Annotated in this window: 19 protein-coding genes; 17 read left to right on the top strand and 2 right to left on the bottom strand. The window is 71.7% G+C overall.

Annotation, left to right across the window (positions count from 1 at the left end; all coding sequences use genetic code 11):
* Positions 1-143: 143 nt before the first annotated feature.
* Positions 144-266, bottom strand: coding sequence for a hypothetical protein (locus AWQ70_RS42130; RefSeq protein ID WP_281197119.1), 123 nt, complete (start codon positions 264-266; stop codon positions 144-146).
* Between the two features lie 359 nt (positions 267-625).
* On the opposite strand from AWQ70_RS42130, the gene AWQ70_RS28415 reads away from it, so the two are divergent.
* From AWQ70_RS28415 to AWQ70_RS39350, 4 genes are all read left to right on the top strand, one after another.
* Positions 626-1,087 (top strand): carboxymuconolactone decarboxylase family protein, encoded by a 462-nt coding sequence (locus AWQ70_RS28415; RefSeq protein WP_067182482.1) that lies wholly within the window; start codon positions 626-628, stop codon positions 1,085-1,087.
* A 137-nt stretch (positions 1,088-1,224) separates the two neighbouring features.
* On the top strand, positions 1,225-1,638 hold the full coding sequence (locus AWQ70_RS28410; protein WP_067182479.1) for a VOC family protein: 414 nt from the start codon (positions 1,225-1,227) through the stop codon (positions 1,636-1,638).
* On the top strand, positions 1,542-2,084 hold the full coding sequence (locus tag AWQ70_RS28405; RefSeq protein WP_444543150.1) for a YdeI/OmpD-associated family protein: 543 nt from the start codon (positions 1,542-1,544) through the stop codon (positions 2,082-2,084). The genes AWQ70_RS28410 and AWQ70_RS28405 overlap by 97 nt, the downstream gene beginning before the upstream one ends.
* A gap of 114 nt (positions 2,085-2,198) precedes the next feature.
* A complete protein-coding gene (locus AWQ70_RS39350) occupies positions 2,199-2,354 on the top strand; it encodes a hypothetical protein (protein ID WP_157530518.1) in 156 nt (51 codons plus the stop codon).
* 250 nt (positions 2,355-2,604) lie between these two features.
* On the opposite strand, the gene AWQ70_RS39345 is transcribed toward AWQ70_RS39350, so the two are convergent.
* Positions 2,605-3,099 (bottom strand): hypothetical protein, encoded by a 495-nt coding sequence (locus tag AWQ70_RS39345; RefSeq protein ID WP_067182465.1) that lies wholly within the window; start codon positions 3,097-3,099, stop codon positions 2,605-2,607.
* Between the two features lie 1,276 nt (positions 3,100-4,375).
* On the opposite strand from AWQ70_RS39345, the gene AWQ70_RS28390 reads away from it, so the two are divergent.
* The 13 genes from AWQ70_RS28390 to AWQ70_RS28330 are packed head-to-tail and all read left to right on the top strand — an operon-like array spanning position 4,376 to position 22,374.
* The gene (locus tag AWQ70_RS28390) at positions 4,376-5,734 is read left to right on the top strand and encodes a lysine N(6)-hydroxylase/L-ornithine N(5)-oxygenase family protein (protein ID WP_306303422.1); all 1,359 of its coding nucleotides are present in this window, start codon (positions 4,376-4,378) and stop codon (positions 5,732-5,734) included.
* A complete protein-coding gene (locus AWQ70_RS28385) occupies positions 5,731-6,795 on the top strand; it encodes an NAD(P)/FAD-dependent oxidoreductase (protein WP_067182463.1) in 1,065 nt (354 codons plus the stop codon). The genes AWQ70_RS28390 and AWQ70_RS28385 overlap by 4 nt, the downstream gene beginning before the upstream one ends.
* Positions 6,789-9,029, top strand: a complete 2,241-nt coding sequence (locus AWQ70_RS28380) for a class I tRNA ligase family protein (RefSeq protein ID WP_174552429.1) — start codon at positions 6,789-6,791, stop codon at positions 9,027-9,029. Before AWQ70_RS28385 ends, AWQ70_RS28380 begins: the two co-directional genes overlap by 7 nt.
* Complete coding sequence (locus AWQ70_RS28375; RefSeq protein ID WP_067182460.1) at positions 9,026-12,427, top strand: non-ribosomal peptide synthetase; 3,402 nt, start codon at positions 9,026-9,028, stop codon at positions 12,425-12,427. Before AWQ70_RS28380 ends, AWQ70_RS28375 begins: the two co-directional genes overlap by 4 nt.
* The gene (locus AWQ70_RS28370; RefSeq protein WP_067182453.1) at positions 12,424-13,971 is read left to right on the top strand and encodes an AMP-binding protein; all 1,548 of its coding nucleotides are present in this window, start codon (positions 12,424-12,426) and stop codon (positions 13,969-13,971) included. The genes AWQ70_RS28375 and AWQ70_RS28370 overlap by 4 nt, the downstream gene beginning before the upstream one ends.
* A complete protein-coding gene (locus AWQ70_RS28365) occupies positions 13,961-14,227 on the top strand; it encodes a phosphopantetheine-binding protein (protein WP_067182450.1) in 267 nt (88 codons plus the stop codon). Before AWQ70_RS28370 ends, AWQ70_RS28365 begins: the two co-directional genes overlap by 11 nt.
* Positions 14,224-14,856, top strand: a complete 633-nt coding sequence (locus AWQ70_RS28360; RefSeq protein ID WP_245647183.1) for a GNAT family N-acetyltransferase — start codon at positions 14,224-14,226, stop codon at positions 14,854-14,856. The genes AWQ70_RS28365 and AWQ70_RS28360 overlap by 4 nt, the downstream gene beginning before the upstream one ends.
* Positions 14,856-15,902 (top strand): C45 family autoproteolytic acyltransferase/hydrolase, encoded by a 1,047-nt coding sequence (locus tag AWQ70_RS28355; RefSeq protein ID WP_067182448.1) that lies wholly within the window; start codon positions 14,856-14,858, stop codon positions 15,900-15,902. The genes AWQ70_RS28360 and AWQ70_RS28355 overlap by 1 nt, the downstream gene beginning before the upstream one ends.
* Before the next feature lie 28 nt (positions 15,903-15,930).
* Entirely contained in the window at positions 15,931-16,773 is an 843-nt protein-coding gene (locus AWQ70_RS28350; protein WP_067182445.1) for an isocitrate lyase/PEP mutase family protein, read from the top strand.
* Positions 16,770-17,693 carry a beta-ketoacyl-[acyl-carrier-protein] synthase family protein gene (locus AWQ70_RS28345; RefSeq protein ID WP_067182443.1) on the top strand — a complete coding sequence of 308 codons (924 nt, stop codon included), beginning with the start codon at positions 16,770-16,772 and terminating at the stop codon, positions 17,691-17,693. The genes AWQ70_RS28350 and AWQ70_RS28345 overlap by 4 nt, the downstream gene beginning before the upstream one ends.
* A 28-nt stretch (positions 17,694-17,721) precedes the next feature.
* Positions 17,722-19,929, top strand: a complete 2,208-nt coding sequence (locus tag AWQ70_RS28340) for an iron-containing redox enzyme family protein (protein ID WP_067182440.1) — start codon at positions 17,722-17,724, stop codon at positions 19,927-19,929.
* A complete protein-coding gene (locus tag AWQ70_RS28335; RefSeq protein WP_067182437.1) occupies positions 19,929-21,203 on the top strand; it encodes an acyl-CoA dehydrogenase family protein in 1,275 nt (424 codons plus the stop codon). The genes AWQ70_RS28340 and AWQ70_RS28335 overlap by 1 nt, the downstream gene beginning before the upstream one ends.
* Before the next feature lie 10 nt (positions 21,204-21,213).
* Positions 21,214-22,374: a cytochrome P450 gene (locus AWQ70_RS28330; RefSeq protein ID WP_067182433.1), complete on the top strand. Its 1,161-nt coding sequence runs from the start codon at positions 21,214-21,216 to the stop codon at positions 22,372-22,374.
* Positions 22,375-22,421 lie beyond the last annotated feature (47 nt).

The raw sequence follows: 22,421 nt of genomic DNA, 5'->3' as shown, positions 1-22,421 counted from the left end.
CCGAGTACCTAGCCAGGGTCACCGCTCGGGTCGACGGCGCCCCCCGCGCCATCCCGCGCACCGCGGCCGGCTGGGACCTGTTCAAGACATCCCTGCATGTCCGGCCACACCGCCGAGGACCACGCTCTGTGGCCCGTGCCAGGTCAGGCCCTGGCCGACAGGCCCGCCGACCTGACGCTGCCGGAGGCGACGGAGCCCGAGCACGCCGCCATCAACCAGGTCATCGAGGCGATCGGCGCGGCACTGGCCCACTCCGAGAGTGGCATGGACCGGCTCGGCGACCTTACCGACTGCCTGGTTCCCGGTCTCACTGGCCACCTCAGACACGAGGAGGACCAGACGCTGCCAGGCAGTCATGACCCAAGAGCAGTGGGCACACTTCGGGCAGATCCACACCCAGTGGATCGGCGGCGATGTGTCCCGGATCCTGTCGTGGCTCCTGGATCGTGCGAGCGAGCAGGTCATCACCACGATCCTCGTTCCACTCCCCGAACCGACATGCCGGGCCTACCAGACAGTGGCGACCCGCCTACCTAGCCCTGGCGCGGCCCGCCGACGAACCTCGCACATCCGTCTCATACCTCAGACCAGACCCCAGCAGGAACGACGAGAAAGAGGAAGAACGATGGAAGCTCGCATGAAGAACCCGGCCTACGTCCTCCCCGATGTCATGACCGGCATTCAGGCGATCTTCAAGGGCATCAACAGCAGCGGGATCTCCCAGGAACTGCAGGAGATCGTCGGCCTGCGCACGAGCCAGATCAACGGCTGCAGCGCCTGCGTGGTCAGCCACGCCAAGAGTATGCGGAAGACCGGCGCCGACGAGGACAAGATCGCGGCCGTGGCCGCCTGGCAAGAGGCCCCGTACTTCTCCAGCGCCGAGCGGGCCGCCCTGTCCTTGGCCGAGCACGTCACCCGGGTCGCCGATCGCTCCGGCGAGGCCGTCCCCGACACCCTCTGGGACGAGATCGCCGATCACTTCTCCGAGGCGGAGATCTCCGGCCTCCTCATGAGCATCGGCATCACCAACCTCTTCAACCGCCTCAACGCCACCATCAAGGAGCCGGCCGGCCAGAGATGGGGCTAGGACCGTCCTCAGGCAGGGCGAGGAGTGGTGAGCATCGCGCTCGCGACCGGTTTCAGCGGCGCACACCCGTGCCCGCGTGGCGTCCGGGCACATGATCACCCTGCACCGCACAACCTTCCATACATAAGGAGTAAGACATGAAGGCACACGTCAGCTCGATCCTTCTTGGCGTCCGGGACATGGACCGGGCCAAGCAGTTCTACACCGAGGGGCTCGGCTGGAAGGTCAAGCAGGACTACGGCATCTCGGTGTTCTTCGAGTCGGACGGCGCCTCGCCCGTCGGCTTCTACGGCCGCGAGGGTCTGGCCGGCCTCGCGGGCACGAGCCCGGAGGGCAGCGGCTTCAGCGGGCTGGTGCTCACCTACGTCGTACGGAGTGAGGCGCGGGTGGACGAGGTGATGGCGGAGGCGGAGAAGGCCGGCGCCACGATCCTCAAGCCCGCCGGCGCCCTGCCGTGGGGCGGGTACGGCGGCACGTTCGCCGACCCGGACGGCTACATCTGGAGTCTCGGCTACAGCGAGCAGGCCAAGGACCAGCCCTACGCGGAGTAGAGGAGCACGTTGTGAAGTTTCGCACCATCGTGGAGCCTCCCGGGCCCATGCGGGGATTGGAAGTTCCGCCCGAGGTGGTCGAGGCGCTCGGCGGGGGCGCGCGACCGCCGGTGACGATCACCGTCAACGGGCATCGCTGGAAGAGCCGCGTCGCCATCTTGCGCGGCCGTCATCTGCTCGGCCTCAGCAACGCCAACCGGCAGGCCGCCGGTGTCGCGACAGGCGAGGAGGTCGAGGTCGAGCTGGAACTCGACACCGAGCCGCGCGTCGTCGTCGAACCCGTGGACTTCGCCCGAGCCCTCGACGACGACCCGGCCGCCCGCGCCGCTTACGACGATCTCACCGACAGCCGTAAGCGTGAACACGTGCGCGCCATCGAGAGCGCGAAGAAGCCCGAAACACGCCGGCGGCGCATCGAGAAGGCCATCGCCACTCTGCGGGACTGAACCCGAAACTCCATCGGCTTGCCGTGCCATCCTGAGCTGGATCACCTGCACTGGGGGGCACCTTGAATCGCCCCGGGTTCGGTGGAGACTGGATCTCTCCAGAGGATCGAGTCCATGCCAGGCAAGTCTCCCTACGCCACCGAACTGCGCCGCCGAGCGGTGCGGATGGTCGCCCAGGTGCGGCCGGACTACCCGGCCGAGTGGGCCACGATCAACGCGGTCGCGACCAAGCTCGGCATCGGCACCGCTGAGCCTGAATGCACCGCGTGATTTCTTGTGATCGATTCCTGGTCCGATTCGGTCGCGAGGGCCGTTTCGGCAGGTGAAGCGCTGTTACCGGGCGTGCGGGGTGCGCGCGGATCGCAGCTTGTCCACGTGTCCAAAGGCTCGGGGTGGGGGTTCATGCGCCGGCGGCGCGGGTGACCCTTGGGGTCGCGGTGGTGCGGGCGGTGACCGAGAGTGTTCAGGGCTGGTCAGACCGCTTGCGCGGGCGGTGGGTCATGGACGGCGTCGAAGACGTTCATCCACGCCTGCTGCCAGCGCCAATGCTGCGGTAGGTGGAGGGTGAGGTGACCACGTCCGTGCCGGGCCAGGCGGGCGGGGACAGCGACCAACCGGCGGCGGAGTGTGGCACCCGTGCCTTGGCATGGACGGGACCGGCCAGGCAGCCGGTCGCGCGCAGCAGGTTGTGGGTGATCGCCGCGCAGGTCAGCCACGCGGCGTTCGCGGCGAAGTCACCCGAGGGAAGATGCGCGAGCGGGCCGCAGCCCAGGTCGGCGAAGACCTGCTCCACGATCGCGTGGTCACGATGCTGTTCTTCGGCCTGGGCCAGGTGGAACGGGCTGTCGCTGAAGACCGCGTGATACCGGTACACGCTGAACAGTTCGTCCTGGCCGCTCGCGGCCTTGGGGTTGAGCCGCTTGACCCGGCGCGCGATCAGCCGTGCCGCGACCGCCTGACCCTTCTTCGACGCGAACGCCGTATAGCGGGTCTCGGCGATCTCAGCATCGGACACCCAGCAGCCGGCCTGCTCATCGAAGATCGCGTTCGGATACTCGATCGCCGTCCAGGCGTCATCGTCGATGGCGGCGATCGCGGTCTTGATCTTGGGATCGACAGGGTCGAGGCCAGCACGTTCAACCCGCGCACCAGCACACTCTTGCCCTGGATCTTCGTGTGCCCGAATCCGGCGCCTTGCTTGGCGTATCCGTAGGTGCGTTTCTGCATCGAGTCCACATCCAGGAAGGCGACCGTGCCGGCTGCGGGCAGTAGCGGCGTGTGCGCGGGGTCGGAGGGCACCTCCTCTCATTTCACGGCAATCAAGTCAGATTCCGCGCGGTGCATCCAGGCTGAGGACATCCGCCCATACTCCCATTGGCGCGAAAGGTGCACGAGTGTCGAGTTCGGGAAGAGTCGCGGCCTGCTCCGGGAGCGCCCAGGCCGACGCCCGGGTCCAGGAAACGGGAATGCCGCACGTTGATCTGGATTCGGATCGACCTTCCCGAGTTTTCGGCGAGATCAGATTTCAGCGGAAACTCATCCTCGGTGACAGTGATCAAATCACTGCCTCCGTTCAAGCGTGCGGGTAGGCCCCACTGTGCGTTACCTCGAATCAGTACAAAACGGATAATGTCGGATGTCGGATGATAGGCTGGGAGTATCGGCGATGGCCGAAACCGGCCTGACGCGAATCCGTAATCTGGAACGGTCCGGCGCTACTGACAGGTAAACATGCACTCTGTGTAATTACCATTGATAATGTCCAGGCCCGGAAGTCCGGAAAACCGCAGTCGAAATCTCCCGGTCCGCGCCCGCGCCGGCCGGGGAGGAGTCGCCGGCGGCCGCGGTCGCGGCTCTCCTGCGGGCACGTGGCGGCCGCCTTCGAGACCTCTTGGCCGCCTGCTCACCGGGCTCGCCCCCGTCGGTCGCCGATGATTGTTCGCCGCGGCGAACACATGACGTCATCGGGCGATGACGGAGTCGCGAATCGTCTTGACGGAAACGAAAGAAACTGCGCCGCGTAACGTTATTGGGCTCGGTTTTTCTGTTATTGACAGCTCTGGCGCGTCATGATTATGGTGATCCTCGTCACGGTTGGTCGACTCAGATGACCAGACGTTCGGGTGACGAAGTTTTTCTCTGCAATTCCCCTGACCAGGGGTTTCGCATGATCAATGCCATCCAAAGGGGCTTGGGACCGACGAGGAGGGGGTTTCGTCACGCCTCGGTAAAACGCGATCAATGATGCGCGAAAACCGGACGGCGCGGGCTGGGGAAAACATATCGGAAAGGTGATTCCGATCGTGCAAGAAAAGGCACCTGTTCCTGGCGGCGACTATTTTCGTTGTATCGGCGTGGGTGTGGGACCGGCGAACCTGAGTCTCGCCTCGCTGTTGTACGGGCACCCCGAAGTGACGAATCGCTTCATAGAAAAGCGGCCCTGTTTCGGGTGGCATGACGGCCAGCAGCTCGAGGACGCCGCACTACAAGTATCGACTCTCAAGGATCTGGTGACCCTCACCGATCCGACGAACGCGTTCTCGTTCCTGTCGTATCTGCGTGCCCACGGTCGGCTGTACCACTTCATCAACGCCCAGTTCGACTCGGTCCCCCGTCAGGAGTTCCGTAACTACTTGGAGTGGGCCAGCCGCATGAACCACAACGTGGTTTTCGGCGAAGAGGTGCTGTCGATCGACTTCGACGGGCTGTTCCACATCAGGACCACCCGCAACACCCTGCGCGCCGAGAACGTCGTGCTCGGCGTCGGCACGGAGCCCTGGCTGCCCACGCACGCCCGCGACGCTGTGGGCGGCGACCAGTTCCACGTCAGCGAGTTCATCGGCAAGGCGGGCGACCTCGGCGGTAAGCGGGTCGCCGTGGTCGGCGGCGGACAGTCCGGCGCGGAGGCGTTCCTCAACCTCATCTCACGCCCCAAGCGCCAGTTGCCGCGCCGCGTCGTGTGGATCTCGCGCCGGCCGAACTTCCTGCCCATCGACGACTCGCCGTTCACCAACGACTACTACACGCCGTCGTTCTCCGACTACTTCTCCCGGCTGGAGCGTTCCGTCCGCGAGGCGTTCAACCAGCGCCACATCCTGACCAGCGACGGCATCTCCGAGGGGACGCTGCGCGAGATCTACCAGCGCGCGTACGTGCATCGGTTCGTCGACGGCGCGGTCGACCTGTTCGCGCTCTACCCCAACCGGGAGGTGCTGCACGTGACCGGAGACGACGGCGGCGGATGGGATCTGGCGATCGCTCACAACGACCTCCGCCACGTCACCGAGCACATCGACGTCGACGTCATCGTCTGGGCGACCGGTTTCCGTCCGGCGCGGATGGACTTCCTCGCCCCGATCGCGCACCGCCTGGAGCGTGAGGGCGACGAGTATCGGATCGACGACAACTTCGCGGTCGTGTGGGACGGCCCGCAGGACCGCAACATCTTCGTACAGAACGGCGCGCGGCAGCAGCGCGGCCTCGCGGACCCGAACCTGAGCCTGAACGCCTGGCGGGCCCAGCGCATCCTCGACCGCCTGCGCGGCGTGAACACCGAGAGTCAGACCGCCTCGTTCATCGAGTGGTCGGCCAAGCTCCCACCCGACGATCCGGCAGGCCGGGAGCGCCAGGGCCAGGAGATCCACCGGTGAGCCGGCCGACGGTCGTGGTGGTGGGCGCGGGCATCATCGGATGTCTCGTCGCACGGGAGATCACGGATCGCGGCGCCGACGCCGAGGTCGTCGTCGTCGACCGGGACGGCGTGGGCACTGGTGCGTCGCGGCGCTCGGCCGGGCTGCACTTCCCGCGTGGCGCCTCCGAGCGGGTGCGCCGGATGACCGCCTACAGCGAGGACTGGTACGGGCGGCTGCTCGGCGCCGACCCGGGCGCGCCGATCCACCCGCTCCCGATGGCCGTGGTCGCCTCATCCGATCGGGCCGCCGAGGTGCACGAGGCGTACCTGCCCAGCGCAAAGCTGACACCGGTCGCGGCGCCGGGCGACGACCGGGTCGTGCTGCCCGCGGGCGCGGTGGCGTGGACCGGCGACGGCTGCCAGCACGCCGACGTCCACGCCCTGTCGCTGCGCCTGGCACGCGGGCTGCGCCCCGCCGTTCCGTTCCGGGAGGGCATCGCCGTCACCGGGCTCGTGCCCCGGGCGGACGGCGTCACGCTGCGGCTGGGGTCGGGGGAGGACCTCACGGCCGACCATGTGGTGCTCGCCCCCGGGCCCTGGATTCACGCGCCGGCCTGGCGCGACCTGCTCGCCCCGCACGGGGCGCGGGTCAAGAAGGTGGTCGCCCTGCACATCGAGGACCGGCCGGGCCCGGGAGCCCCCTGCGTCGTCTTCCACGACGAGGACGCGTTCCTGCTCCCGCTGGCCGACCGCGGCCACTGGTTGTTCAGCTACACCTGCCAGGAATGGGACGTCGACCCCGACCGGCCGACGGACGGCCTGCACGCCGAGCACCTCGCCGAGGCCCGCGGCACGCTCGCGCGGTACGCGCCGGAGCTCGCCGCCCGCTGCACGTCGGGCCGGGTGTTCTGCGACGCCTACACCCCCGACCGGCGGCCGCTGGTGCGGGCCCTCGATCCGGCCGGCCGGATCGTGTTCGCCGGCGGCGCCAACGGATCCGGATACCGCCTCGCCCCGGCGATCGCCGCCGAGGCGGTCGACCTCCTCGACCTGACGTCCAGCCGTAGGAGCCAATGGTGATCATCAATGCGTACGACGCCGGCGCGCTGCATGAGCTGTTCGGCATCGACATGAGTTCGATCGACGGGCTGGGGGTCGGCGCCGGATGGGGCCGCGTGGTGCCGGGCGGACGGTCCGACGCCCACCAGCACGACGAGACCGAGACCTTCGTGATCGTCCAGGGCGCCGGCGACCTGATCGTGGACGCTCGCAGGTATCCCGTGCACGCGGGCGTCGTGGCCCAGTTCGAGCCGTTCGAGACGCACGTCATCGAGAACACCGGCGACGAGGACCTGCTGTTCGCGACGCTGTACTGGCGGGATCCGGAGCGGGCCGGCCGGCAGGCGGCGCAGGTCGAGCGCGGCCGGCTGCGGGACCGTCCGGTCTTCGTCTTCTCCACCCCGCCCACCCCGAACGGCGACCTGCACCTCGGCCACCTCTCCGGCCCGTACCTCGGCGCGGACGTCTTCGTACGGTTCCAGCGCCTCAACGGCGCCCAGGCCTGGCACCTCACCGGCAGCGACGACTACCAGAGCTATGTGACCGAGTGCGCCCGGCGTGAGGGCCGCACCCCGGCCGAGACGGCGGCGCACTACAGCGCGGAGATCGCCGAGACGCTCCGGATGATGGACATCCCGCTCGACCAGTACACGGTGACCGACGCGGACCCGGCCTACCGCGCCGGACTGCAGGCGTTCTTCTCCCGGCTGGTCGCCTCCGGCGCGGTCGCCCCCGCCGAGGCGCCCGCACTGGTCGGGCCGGACGGCCGCTACCTCTACGAGGTCGACGTGTCCGGCGGCTGTCCCACCTGCGGCGGGCCCACCGGCGGCAACATCTGCGAGGAGTGCGGCGAGCCCAATTTCTGCCACGACCTGGTCGACCCGGCCATCCGGCACTCCGACGCGGTCCCACGGGTCGCCGAGGTGACCCGCTTCATGCTGCCGCTGCACCGGTTCGCCCCCGACGTGGCCCTGCACCACCACCTCGGCCGCGTACCGGCGCGCCTGCGCGAGCTCGCCGAGCGCCTGTTCGCCCGACCCGGCGTCGACGTGGCGATGACCCACCCGTCGGACTGGGGCGTGCCACCGCTGGAGGACGGCGCACCGGGTCAGGTCATCTGGGTCTGGCCGGAGATGTCGTACGGGTTCCTGCACGGCATCGCCGAGCTCGGGCGGCGACTGGGCCGGGACTGGCGCGCCGACGCGCCCCGGGCGGACTGGAAGATCGTGCACTTCTTCGGGTACGACAACAGCTTCTACCACGCGATCCTCTACCCGGTGCTCTACAAGCTCGCCTTCCCGGACTGGGCGCCGGACATCGACTACAACGTCAACGAGTTCCTGCTGCTCGACGGCGCCAAGTTCAGCACCAGCCGTCGGCACGCCGTCTGGGGCAAGGAGATCCTCACCCCGGACACGGTCGACGCGGTGCGCTACTACCTGTCCCGGATCCGCTCCGAGGGGCGGCGCACCAACTTCGAGGTCGGCGCGTACGAGAGCGCGGTGCGCGACAGGCTGGTCGGGACCTGGCAGGACTGGCTGCACGACCTGGGGCGGCGGATGGCGGAGCGGTACGACGGCCTGGTCCCCGACGCCGGGAACTGGACGCCGGAGCACACCGCCTTCCTGGCCCGGCTCGACACCCGCCGCGCCGCAGTCGCCGGGGCGCTCGGCCCCGACGGGTTCTCGCTCAACCAGGCCGTGGCCGAGCTCGACGGGCTGGTGGACGACGTACGGCGGTTCGCCTCGCTGGAGGCGAGGGTGTCGACGTCCCCGGCCTGGCGCGACGAGGCCCGCACCGCCATCGCGCTCGAGCTGGCGGCGGCCAAGCTGCTGGCGGTCTGCGCGGCCCCGGTGATGCCCAGGTTCGCCGCGAAGCTCGCCGCCGCGCTGGGCGGCGGCGAGATCGACACCTGGCCGCAGACGGTGACGCTGGTCGCCCCCGGATCCCGGGTCACCCTCGCCGACCGGACCTTCTTCACCGATCCGCGTCCTGCCGTCGACGCCGAGCTGGCCGGCTGGCTCACCGCCACCGTGGCCGAGACGCTGCAGCTCGAAGACGGACCGCCGGCCGCCGACCTGAGCCTGGTCTCCCTCGGCGCGGCGTCGCTGCACGCGGTCACCCTGCAGTACCGGATCCTCGAACACACCGACGTCGAGGTCTCGGTCGAGGAGCTGCTCGGGTCCACCATCACGGAGCTGGCCGGTCTGATCGGCCAACGGACGCAGGCGGGGATGGAGGTGGCTCTGGCGTGAGTGTCGCCGAGCTGCTGCACGACGTCACCTCGCGCGGCTTGACGATCACCGCCGTCGGCGGCGACCTGCGGCTCCAGGGGCCGACCGACAGGATGGACGCCGAGCTGGTGGCCCGCATCCGGGCGGCCAAGCCCGACCTCCTCACGCACCTCACCGCGCGGGCCGGCCTCGCGCTGACCCCGCTCCAGGGCGCCTACCTGTACGGCCGGAGCGAGCTGGTCGAGGTCGGCAACGTCGCCAGCCACGTCTACCACGAGATCGAGGGCGTCTGGGACGTCGAACGGCTGGAGCGGGCGCTGCGTGCGGTGGTGCACCGCCACGACGCCCTGCGCGTCTCGTTCACCCAGGACGGCCGTCAGATCGTGCACGACCGGGTGCCGGTGCACATCCGGGTGCGCGACCTGCGGGCCCTGCCGGAGCACGCCAGGCTGAGCAGCCTCGAGTCGTATCGGGAGCGCTGCTCGCACCGGATGTCGCCCGTCGACCGGCCGCCCCTGGTCAGGGCGGAGGTCAGCGTCCTCGCCGACGACCGGATGGTGCTGCACGTCGGCCATGACGGACTGGTCATGGACGGGATCAGCATGTTCCTGTTCTTCCGCGAGTGGTGGCGCGCGTACCAGGACGACGGGGCCGAGCGGGACGGCCGGGACGACCCCGGCGTGCCGCTCGCGGACTACGTGGCGGAGCTGCGCCGGGCCCGCGACCGGGCGCCCGCGCGGCGCTCGCAGCGCTACTGGACCGACCGGGTCGACGACCTCGCGCCCATGCCGGACCTTCCACTGGCCGCCAGCCCGTCCTCGATCGCCCGGCCCCGGTTCACCCAGCGGCTGGTCCGGCTCGACGCCTCCCCGTGGAGCGAGCTGAAGCGGCGGGCCGCCGCCGGCGGCATCACCCCACCGGCGCTGCTGCTGGCCGGCTACGCGCGGACGCTCCACTACTGGGGGGCCGGAGACCGGTTCACGCTGAACACGACCTTCGCGAACCGGCCGCCGATCCACCCTCGGATGGCCGACGCCATCGGGCAGTTCTCCGACGTCATGCTGGTCGAGGTCGGGTTCGGGAACGGCGCCACCTTCGAGGAGTGGGCGCGGTCCCTGCAGGGACGGCTGCACCGCGCCATCGAGAACCGGCACCACTCCGGCATCGAGGTGCTGCGGGAGCTGGGACGGCGCGGTGGCGCCGCCCGGGCGCCGTACACCTTCAACTGCGCGATCGGCCACGTCCAGGCGGACGTGGACGGGACGGCGCTGGAGCTGTTCGGCCGGGAGACCTTCACGGTGAGCCAGACCCCGCAGGTGTGGCTGAACGTGTTCGCGATGGAGCAGCACGGCGGGCTCGTCATCCAGATCGACGGGGTGGACGAGCTGTTCCCCGACGGGCTGCTCGACGCGCTGGCCACCGGTTACCAGCGGCTGCTGGACGGGCTGTGCGCCGGAGAGGGCTGGACCGCCGTGGCCCCCGACCTGCTGCCGCCCGAGCAGCGGCGGCGGCGCGACGAGGCCAACGACACAGCTGCGCCGCGGTCCGACCGGCTGCTCGCCGACGCGTTCGCCGAGCACGCCCGCCGGCGGCCGGACGCCCCGGCCGTCATCGCCGGCGGCGTGGCGATGAGCTACGGCGAGCTGCACCGGCGCGCCCGCCGCGTCGCCGCCTGGCTGCGGCGGCACCAGGTGGGCCGGGACGAGCTGGTCGGCCTGGTGATGGCGCGCGGGCCCGAGCAGATCGTCGGCATCCTGGGCACCGTGCTGGCCGGCGCGGCCTACCTGCCGGTCGACGCGGGGCTGCCGGCGGCGCGCCGGACGTACATGCTCCGCGACGGGCGGGTGCGGTGCGTGCTCAGCAACGTCGGCGTCCCCGACGGCATCCCGGACGGCGTGGAGGTGCTGCGGCTGCCCGGCGACGCCGACGCCGCCGCGGAGGAGCCGGCCGACCCGTCCCCGCCGCCGGGTGCGTGCCTGGACGACCTCGCCTACGTGCTCTACACCTCCGGCACCACCGGAGACCCCAAGGGCGTCATGGTCAGCGGGCGCAGCGTGGCCAACGTCGTGGCCGACTGCAACGCCCGTTTCGGCGTGGACGCGAGCGACCGGTTCTTCGGGATCAGCGCGTTCAACTTCGACCTGTCGGTCTACGACGTCTTCGGCGCCCTCAGCGCCGGGGCGGCGATCGTGCTGCCGGACGCCGACCGGGCGGCCGACCCGGACCACTGGCTCGACCTGTGCGAGTCGGCCGGGGTGACGGTGTGGAACTCCGTGCCGGCGATCGTCGGCCTGCTGCACGAGGAGGCGGCCGGCCGTCCGGAGCGGCTGCCCGACCTGCGGCTCGTCATGATGAGCGGCGACCGGATCCCGCCGGGGCTGCCCGCCCGGCTCCTGCGGCTCAAGCCCGACCTGGAGATCTGCTCGCTGGGCGGTCCCACCGAAACCACGATCTGGAACATCCTGCACCCTGTCGAGGTCGCCGACGACGGCGGCCGGAGCATCCCGTACGGCCGCCCCAACGCCAACAACCGCGCGTACGTGCTCGACGCCGCCGGTCGGGAGACACCCGACTGGGTGACCGGCGAGATCTGCGCCGCCGGGGTCGGGCTGGCCCGCGGCTACTGGGGCGACCCGGAGCGCACCGCGGAGCGGTTCCGCGTCGACGAACGGCAGCAGGGCGAAGGGCAGGGCGAGCGGATCTACCGCACCGGCGACCTCGGCCGATACCTGCCGAACGGCGAGATCGAGATCCTCGGTCGCGGCGATTTCCAGATCAAGGTGAACGGCTACCGCATCGAGGCCGGCGAGGTCGAGACGCGGCTGGTCGGCCTGGAGACGGTGAAAGAGGCGGCGGTCGTCCGCCAGGAAGGCGCGCGGGGCGACCGGCTGGTGGCCCACCTCGCCGCCGCCGGCGAAGCCAGGCCGGACGCCGAGGAGATCCGGGGACGGCTGCGCGTGCACCTGCCGGACTACATGATCCCGTCGGCGGTGGTCTGGCACGACGCGCTCCCGCTGACCCGCAACGGCAAGGTGGACCGGGCGCGGCTGACCGCCGTCGCGTCACCGGCGACCGCGTCACCGGCGACCGCGTCACCGGAGGCGGTGTCATCGGAGGCGGTGTCGGCGGAGGCGGTGTCATCGGAGGCGGTGTCGGCGGAGGCCGGGACGCGGCCACCGGACGGGATCGCCGGCGAGATAGCCATGATGTGGCGGAAGGTGCTGGACGTGCCCGACGTCCCGTACGACGCGACCTTCTACGAGCTCGGCGGTGACTCGCTGGCCGCCGCGCGGGTGCTCGTCGAGGTGCGCAGGCGGTTCCACGTGACGATCCCGCTCGACCAGCTCCACGAGGTGCGCACGGTGCCCGCGATGGCCGCCAGGGTCGCCGCCGCCCGGCGCGAGGAGGGCGCGCGATGACCGACTCGATCGTCAACCGGATCGTCGGCACCCCACCGGCTCCGGGTCACCACCTCCGCATCGCCCGGCTCGGCGGAGGCCCGACCGTCGAGCTGACCGAGGTGTACGCGGCGGCGTGCCGGGTCGCGGCCGGGCTGCGCCGGTTGGGCCTGAAGCCGGGCGACCGGATCGGCATCCTCGCGGCGAACTGCCTGGAGTGGGTGCTGCTGGACCTCGCCGCCCTCCGGTGCGGCGTGGTGACCGCGGGTTTCGAGCCGGGGAAGTTCGCTCCGGACCCGGCGTTGCTCGACCGGTACGACCTGGCCCTGCTGTTCACCGACCGGCCGGAAGCGGCCGGCCCGGAGGCCGGGACGGAAGCGGCCGGCCCGGATCCGAGGCTGCGGCCGATCGACGAGGTGAACGCGCTGGCCGCGGACACCGGCGCGGTGCCGGAACCGGTCGGCTATCCGCCGGACGCGATCACCACGATCAAGTTCACCTCGGGCAGCACCGGCGAGCCGAAGGGCCTGGGGGCCTCGGTCGGCAGCATCGACTCCTCGCTGCGCGCCGTGCAGCAGATGTTCACCCACGGCCCCGGCGACGACATCTTCGTCTTCCTGCCGCTCTCCCTGCTGCAGCAGCGGTACTGGATCTACTCGGCGCTGGCGTACGGCCACGACGTCACCCTGAGCAGCTACGAGGCCGCGTTCGCCACGATGCGCCGCGTCCGGCCCACGGTGGTCATGGGCGTCCCGGGCTTCTTCGAGGCGGCGAAGCGGCACATCGAGAGCGAGGCCGCGCGCGGCGGGCTCGACCTCGCCGAAGCCGGGCGGCGGCTGTTCGGCGACCGCATCCGCTACCTGTGGACCGGGTCGGCTCCGGCGAGCTCGGCGATGCTGCGGTTCTTCACCGACAACGAGCTGCCCATCTACGAGGGATACGGTCTCAACGAGACCTGCATCGTCACCAAGAACCATCCGGGCGCCAGCCGGGAGGGCAGCGTCGGACGGGTGCTGCCGGGCAAGCGGGTGCTGATCGGTCCCGACGGAGTGGTCAGCATCGCCGCCGACCATCCCGTGAACGTGCGCTACGAGTACGCCGCGCCCGGCGAGACGGAACGGGTCTTCGGGCCCGGCGGCCTGGTGCGCACCGGCGACCTCGGCTACCTCGACGAGGACGGCTACCTGTTCATCCTCGGCCGCGCCGACGACGTGATCGTGCTCGACAACGGCAAGAAGGTGATCGTGCGGCCGATCGAGGAGCGGCTGCGCGCCAGCCCGGAGATCGAGCAGTGCGTGGTCTTCTGCCCGACGCAGACGCATCTGGTGGCGGTGGTGTCGCCGGCCCGGCGGCCCGCCGACGCCGAGGCGATCGCGGCGCACCTGGCCGAGGCCAACGAGGTGCTCGCGCCCGACGAGCGGATCCGCGGGGTGGTGGTGGCCGAGACTCCGTTCAGCATCGGAAACGGCCTGCTCACCTCGCAGTACAAGCCGCGGCGCAAGGAGATCTTCAACACGTACCGGTCGGAAATCATGGCGATTGGGGAGGGTGTCCATGTCTGCTGAGGTTGAGGCGGCCGTCCGCGACCGGGTGGCACAGGTGGTCGAGGACGTGGCCGCGGACGAGATCGACCTCGACGTCGACCTGGCCGACGAGTACGGCCTGACGTCGTTGAACAAGGTGCTGCTGCTCACGGCCGTGTGCGACGACACGGCGGTCGACCTGTCCAACTTCACCGAGCACGACCTGGCGGCGATGCGGACCGCGCGCCAGATCGTCACCGCGCTGTCCGCGCACAAGGAACGGATCACGCACGTATGAGCAAGGGAGCGACGATGACCTGGCGGCAACTGGCGCCGGCACTGCTGGAGAACGAGCACGCGCTGCTGCGCCCGGTCACCGAGGCCGACCGCGAGTCCATCCACGAGATCGCGATGGACCCGGATATCTGGAGATACTTCGTGTCCCGGGTGGAGACCGAAGACGACTTCACCGTGTTCTTCGACACGATGCTCGCCGACCTGGAGGCCGGCCGCCGGGTCGTCTTCGTCGTCGTCGACAAGCGCACGGGGCGCGTCGCCGGCAGCATGAGCTACGGCAACCTGTCCGAACCGGACCGGCGGCTGGAGATCGGCTGGTCCTGGCTGGGCCGTGACTTCCGCGGCCAGGGCGTCAACCGCTGGGCGAAGTACCTGCTGCTGGAGCACGCGTTCGAGGTGCTGCACGCCGAGCGGGTCGAGTTCAAGACCGACGTGCTCAACCTGCAGGCGCGGGCCGGGCTGCGCAACATCGGCGCCGTCGAGGAGGGCGTGCTGCGCAGCTTCAACCCGATGCCGGGCGGCCGCCGCCGGGACGCCGTCTACTACAGCGTGCTGCGCGCCGAGTGGCCCGAGGTCAAGGCGCAGCTCGCCAGTGGGCCCAAGGTGGCGGTCCGGAGCGGAGCCTCCTGATGGTCGCGACGTCCGTCGTGCCGTTCCTGTCCCTTGCCGGCAGCCCGTACGAGATCGGGCTGCGGCACGGGCGGGAACGGGCCCCGGCCCTGCGCGCGTTCCTCGACGACGGGCTCTGCCGGCTCAACCGGCTCCTGCCCGCGCCGGTGACGCGCGACGCGCTCGCCCCCGTGCTCGCCGCGTACGGCGACGCCATCGCGGCCACCACCCCGGACCTGGCCGAGGAGATCCGGGGACTGGCCGACGGGGCCGGCATCGCGTGGTCCGAGGCGGTCATGCTCCAGGTGCGCCGGGAGATCCTCGGCTACCGGAAGGTGCCCACGATGGGCGACTGCACCACCTACGCCCGCAGCGGCGACGTGCCCGTACTGGCGCAGACCGTCGACCTCAACGGCGACCTCGACGACCAGATCGCGGTGCTGCGGGTGGCGGTCTCCGGTTCGCCGCGCCGGACCCTGGTGCTGAGCTTCGGCGGCCTGCTCGGTTACCTCGGGGTGAACAGCAGCGGTCTCGCCATCGGCCTGAACCTGGTGCTCGGGGGCGAGTGGCGGCCCGGGCTGCCGCCGTACCTCGCGATCCGGCACCTGCTGGAGGTCTGCGACAGCGTGGAGCAGGCCGTGGCGGAGCTGCGCGCCCTGCGGCTGGCCAGCTCCAGGTCGATCATGCTCTGCGACCGGCGCCAGGCCGGGTACGTCGAGATCCTGGGCGATGAGACACGCCTGCGGACGGCCGCCCGGCCGGTGCACACCAACCACTACCTCGAGCCCGAGTTCGCTCCCCACGACGAGGTGAACGTGTTCGCACGCAACTCCTCGCGGCGCCGTCTCGCCGCCGCGGAGGAGGCGCTGGAGCGGCTGCCGGCCGACGCCGGCGCCGAGCGCCACTTCGAGATCCTGTCCGCGCCGCCGATCTGCGTCGGCGACACCGGCGACATCCGCCGCGAACGCACCGTGGCGGCCGTCGTCGCGTTCCCGGACCGGGGGGAGCTCCACGTCCGACCGGGTGATCCGTCGCGGTCCCGGACGAGTGTGTTCACCGTAGGGTGATCGGATCGCTACGAGAAGGGAAGACCCGATGACCCTGGACCACGTCGACCAGCGCCGCCGCGCCGAGGCGTTCGCCTCACTGCACGAAGGCCCGGCGTTCGTCATCCCGAACCCGTGGGACGCCGGCACCGCGCGACTGTTCACCCGGATGGGATTCTCCGCGCTGGCCACCACGAGCTGCGGCCTCGCCCTCGTCCTCGGCCGGCCGGACGGCGCCAACGAGGTCACGCGTGAGGAGACGCTGGCCAACATCGGCGCCATCGCCTCGGCCACGCACCTGCCGGTGTCGGCCGACCTGGAGAGCGGGTTCGGGGCCGGCCCCGAGGACGTGGCCGACACGATCCGCCTCGCGGCCGAGGCCGGCGCCGTGGGCGGCTCGATCGAGGACGCCACCGGGGATCCGTCCCGGCCCGTCGCCGAGCTGGACGAGGCGGTACGCCGGGTCGAGGCCGCGGTGGAGGCCGCGCGGGCGCTGCCGTTCCGCTTCACACTCACCGCCCGTGCGGAGAACTTCCTCTACGGACGGCCCGACCTGGATGACACGATCGCCCGGCTGAAGGCGTACGAGGCGGCCGGCGCGGACGTGCTCTACGCCCCGGGCCTGCCCGACCTCGACGCGATCCGGGCCGTCTGCGCCGCGGTCGGCAGGCCGGTCAACGTGCTCGCCGGCAGCTCGTCCGGGGTGACCGTCGCCCAGCTCGCCGCCGCGGGCGCCCGGCGCATCAGCCTCGGGTCCTCGCTGGCGCGGGTCGCGGTCAGCGCCGCGGTCGCCGCGGCGCGAGAGCTCGCCGAGCACGGCACGTTCGGTTTCTCCCGAGGGGTGCTCGGCTACGCCGAGGCGAACGCGCTGTGGACGGAGGACGACGGATGATCGCGCCGCCGGTGTTCCTGAGCGCGCCGCGCTACGTCCTCGGCGAGACCGAGGTCGACCACGCCGAGCTTCCCGGCCTGGCGGAGCGGGCGCGGGCGTACCGGATGCAGATGTCGCCGGGCCTGTGGGGCTGGGGCAAGGTGCGGCGCACCGACCGGAGCCTCGCCGAGCTGGCCGTCGAGACCGGCCGGGCCACCCTGGCGGAGGCCGGTCTCGACCCGGCGGCGGTGTCCGCGCTCGTGCTGTGCTCGACGCGGTTCCCGGGCGGCCCCGCCACGCACGGGCGGTTCGTGGCGGAGATCACCGAGGGGATCGGGCTGCGCGAGGCGGCGTTCACCGGGCTCACGCTCAACCGATGCACCAACCTGCTGGCCGGCGTCGACCTGGCCGCCGCCCTGGTGGCCGGCGGGCGCCGGCGCACCGTGCTGGTCATCACGACCGACCGCGTCGAGGACGAGGCGGAGCGGGTGGAGCGGTTCGCGCTGTTCAGCGACGGCGCGGCGAGCTGCCTGGTGGGGGCCGACCCGTACGGCTCGCCGTACTACGAGATCGTCTCGTGCGCCTCGGCGCAGGACAACGCGGACCTCGACTGGTCGCACGAGATCAGCTCGGACCTGTCGCGCAGGGTCAACGAGGCGCTGCTCAAGCCCGGCGGGCTGACGCTCGGCGACGTCGACGCCCTGCTGCACGCGAACCTGTACATACCGATCCTGACCATGAAGGAGCACATGGCGGGCTTCTCCGCCGGCCAGCTCGACACCCGCAACGTCGCCCGGGTCGGCCACTGTTTCGCGGCGGACCCGTTGATCAATCTGGTCGACCGGGCGGCCGAAGGGCGGGTCGCCGCCGACGCGGCGTTCATCCTCGCCGTCAGCGTGCCCGGTGTGCGGCACGGCATCCTGCTGCGCGCCGTCCGGTAGCGGCCGCCACGACTCTGGGGAGGTAACAGTGCCAGGCTTCGAACTTCCGGATCGGATGACGTCGCTGCCGGTCGCCAGGGCCGAGTTCGACCCGGACGTGCGCCAGGGCGCCCGCGACCTGCTCGCCGCGCCGCCGGCGCACATCCTCACCCGCCTGCTGCACGACCAGGAGTCGCAGGTCGTGCTGCTGGTGGCACGCCACGTCATCGAAGGATTCCGCGCGGCGGCCGCCCACGACGCCCCCGTCGGCGATCCCGTCGACGGGCTCACCGACGGGCTCGCCGACGACGTCGCCGGCCGGGTTCTCGGGCTGCGGGCCGACCTGGTGCGGAAGCTGGCCGCGCTGCCGGGCACTCCCGCCGAGGCCACCGCCGCCGTACTCCGGGAACGCGCGGCGGTGGCGCTCATCGGCGGCTGCTGGCTCGACGTCGTGTCGCAGCCGGCCACCCAGCCCGCCGTGGCGGTGAACCGGCTGTTCGCGCAACACTTCCGGCTGCAGGGCGAGGGCGACCCGCGGAAGGGCGTGCATCACCTGCGCCGCAGGGCGCTGGAGCAGGCCGGCGTCCATCTGCCGGACGTCGGCGCCGAGGACTTCGCGGCCAAGGCGGGGACCCGGCCGCTCACCGCGCTGCACGCGCTGTTCTACCTGAGCCTGTCGCGGCTGCCGGCGAGCTTCCTGCCCGAGGTCGTCGCGGTGCACTACGTGTGCCACGCCCTGGGCGTCGACGAGGCGCTGCTGGGCCTGCCCGCCCCGCTGGACGAGGCGGAGCTGCGCGCCGGGCTGGCCGAGTACGTCGAACTGACCCGCGGCTCGCCCACCGGGCAGGCGGACCGGCGCCGGCTGCTGGCCGCCGTCGAGCTCGCGATGACCCTGGAGCGGGAGCAGGTCGACCTGCTTGGCGAGGTCGCCCGGCGGGAGGCGGACCTGCCGCTGGAGGCGAGGGTCGCCGCGATCATCGAACGGCACCGGGCGTTCGCCGGGCGCCAGCATCGCGACGTACGGGTGGCCGGACGGCGGCTGACCGAGGTGTTCGACGACCCCGGCTTCGACGTGGCCGCGTTCGTCCGCACCTTCCGCGACTCCCGCCAGCTCAAGCGGATTCACGGCGGCGACGGCCGCTTCCTGCGGGCGATCAAGTTCGGCGGGCCGATGTTCGGCGTGTTCGACGAGCGCGAGGCGGCGGTGTTCGCCGAGTGGGCGGACCGGGCGGCGGCCGGCGACCTGCCCGACGTGGAGATCCCCGCCGACAGGTGCGGCGAGGCGGCGGCGGCGCGCTGGGCGGCGGCGGTCGCCGCGAGCGAGCCGGCGGGCGTCAGGTTCGCCGAGGCGCGGCCGGCGGACGACCGGGAGCTGTTCCACCGGCTGGTCAACATCGAGGCGTTCCCCAACACGCTGCCGATCGCACGGGCCAAGGCCCTGGCGAACCTGGACGCGGCGGAGGTGCTGTTCGACCGCGGCGCCGCCGGCCGGTACACGGACGCGAGCTGGCTCGACTACACGCCGCAGTCCCTGCTGGACCGGGTCGACCGCATCTACTGGGACAAGCTGGTCGACCCCTACCGTCCGCTGACCGAGATCCCGGACCGGGACGAGGTCGTCTTCGTCCAGAAGACGTTCGCGCTCGGCAGTCTGATCGACGGCACCTGGGCGCACCGGATCGGCAACGTCGGCCGGTACCGGCGGACCAGCGACGGCATGCTCGCCGCGATCTACGCCGATGAGATGGGCCGCGGCGACCTGCGGAAGAACCACATCACGCTGATCCACCAGGTGCTGCACAGCATGGACATCCAGGTGCCGCACATACGCGAGGACGCCTTCCTCGACCAGGACGAGCTGCCCGACCACCTCTACGGGTTCTCCATCCACCAGATCTGCCTGGCGCTGTTCCCGGACACCTTCTACAACGAGATCCTCGGCTACAACCTCGGCATCGAGATGTTCGGGCTGGGCGAGATGCGGCTGCACGAGGCGCAGAAACTCCGGCACCACGGCTTCGACCCGATCTACGAGGAGGCCCACCTGTCCATCGACAACTTCTCCAGCGGCCACGCCCGGCAGTCGGCCGAGATCATCGTCGCGTACCTGGACGAGGTGAGCCGCACCGTCGGCGACCACGTCGTGCAGGAGGAATGGCGGCGGATCTGGCGCGGCTACGCCTCCTTCGCGTACTTCGTCGAGCACGCGCTCGTTCGCGAGGCCACCACGCCCCGCACCGCCGAGCTGCTGATCTGATGACGATCGACGCGACCACGGCGCCGCCCCGGCTCGGCGGCCCCGACCCGGCGGTCCTCGCCCTTCCCTTCTTCGAGCCGCGGCACGCCGAGCTCGCCGCGCGCGTCACCGGCTGGTGCCTGGACCACGCCGAGCTGCTCCGGCACGCCGAGGACGCCCCGGACGAGGGCGGCCGCCGCATCCTGCGCGGCCTCGGGGAGGCGGGGCTGCTGGCGTTCCTCGACCCCGGCTCCGATCCCGGCGCCGGATCCGGCGCCGAGCACGCGGGCGACGGCGACCTGCGCAGCCTGTGCGTCGCCCGGGAGGTGCTGGCCTACGCGGGCGACCTGGCCGACTTCGCGCTGGCGATCCAGGCGCTGGCCGCCACCCCGATCCTGCGGTACGGCACGGCCGCGCAGCGGCGGCGCTACCTGCCGGGCCTCGCCGCCGGCACGCTGCAGGCCGCGTTCGCGGTCTCCGAGCCGCAGGCCGGCTCCGACGTCGCCGCGATCACCACCACCGCCGAGCGGGACGGCGACGGCTACACGCTGCACGGTGTCAAGGCGTGGATCGCGGGCGGCGGCACCGCCGACGTCTACTGCGTGATCGCGCGTACCGGCGAGGGGGCCGGGTCGCTCGGCCTCAGCGCCCTGCTCGTGCCGGCCGGCACCCCGGGGTTCACGGTGGAACCGGTCGCGGTGACCGCGCCGCGGGCGTTCGCCCACCTGCGCTTCGACGGCGTCCGGCTGCCCGCCGACGCGCTGCTCGGCCGGGCGGGCGGCGGCTTCCCCCTGGCGATGGAGGTGCTCGACCGGTTCCGCATGACCGTGGGCGCCGCCGCGCTCGGCTTCGCCCGCCGGGCCGCCGACGCGGCACTCGCGCACGCCCGGCGGCGGCGCATCTACGGCGGACCGCTGCTCGACCTGGCCACCACGCGGGCGGCGCTCGCCGACATCGAGGTGAAGCTGAACGCCGCGGCGCTGCTCGTCGCGCGCGCCGCCTGGGAGGCCGACCAGGGCAACCGCCGCTACCCACGGCACTCCAGCATCGCCAAGCTCTACGCGACCGAGGTCGCGCAGGAGATCGTCGACGCCTGCGTGCAGATGCACGGCGCGGCCGGCCTGGTGGCCGGCAGTTTGCCGGAACGCCTCTACCGGCAGATCAGGTCTCTGCGAATCTACGAGGGCACGTCGGAGGTGCAGCGCTCCGTCATCGCCGGCTCACTGGACGTCCGGCGGGCGGAGAAGAGCCACGACCTGTTCGCCGACGACGCGAGCCACGTCCGAGACCGCTGAAGGAGCGACAATGACGAGCCCGTCCGAGCTCACCCCGATCACCGCGGTGACCGCCGCGGACCCCTACCCCTGGTACGCCGACCTCGTCCGGAACCGGCCGTTCGGCTGGGACGACGGGCTGCGCATGTGGGTCGCCGCGAGCGCCGAGGCGGTCACCGCCGTCCTCGGCGAGCCGGGACTGCGGGTCCGCCCGCCGGCCGAGCCGGTGCCCGCGGGCATCGCCGGCACCCCGGCGGGGGACGTGTTCGGGCACCTCGTCCGGATGACCGACGGGCCGGTGCAGCAGCGGCACAAGCGGGCCGTACGCGCGGCGCTCGGCCACCCGCGCACCGAGGAGATCACCGCGCTGGCCGCCGAGCGCACGTCCCGCGCGCTCAAGCACTCCGGCCCGCCGCCGCTGCGCGACCTGATGTTCTCGGTGCCGGCGCGGGTCGTCGCCGCCCTGTGCGGGCTGGACGACGAGGCGGCCGACGAGGCCGGCCGGCTCATCGCCGACTTCGTGCAGTGCATTCCGGCGTCGGCCACCCCGGAACAGCAGGCGGCCGCCGCCCGGGCCGCCGCCGTGCTGCAGGGCCTGCTCACGCCGTACCTGGACGAGCACGGGACCGGAGTGCTGGGCGAGCTGGTTCGCGCCGCCCGCCGCGACGGATCGCCGGCCACCGCCCACGAGGGCGTCGCGCCGCTGCTGGCCAACGGCGTCGGCCTGCTGTCACAGACCTACGACGCGACCGCCGGCCTGATCGGCAACATGCTGGTCGCCCTGGCGACGGGCGTCGCCGAGGCCCCGCGCGAGCCCGGGCGCTGGCGGGCGTTCGCCCGCGAGGTGGCCCGGTTCGACGCCCCCGTGCAGAACACCCGGAGGTTCGCCGCGGCGCCGGTCACCGTGGCCGGCGCCGCCGTGCCGGAGGGCGCCGCGGTGCTCGTGGTGCTGGCCGCCGCCAACCGCGACCCGGCGGCGAACGCCGAACCCGACGAGTTCCACGCGGACCGCTCCGACGCGGCGATCTTCACATTCGGTGCGGCCACGCACCGCTGCCCGGGTGAGGAGGTGGCCGTCGCGATCGCCGCGGCCGTGGTCGCCGAACTGCTCGCGCAGGGCTTCGACCCGGCCTCGCTGAGGCGGCCGGTGAGCTATCTGCCGCTGGCCAACGCCAGGATCCCGGTCCTGTGACCCACCCCGGGTCCCGACCGTACCGATTACCGACACAACGGCACCGG

The sequence above is a fragment of the Microtetraspora niveoalba genome (genome assembly GCF_001570405.1).
GTDB lineage: Bacteria > Actinomycetota > Actinomycetes > Streptosporangiales > Streptosporangiaceae > Microtetraspora > Microtetraspora niveoalba.
The sequence above is the reverse complement of the archived record's forward strand: the minus strand, read 5'-3'. Positions and strand labels throughout refer to the sequence as shown.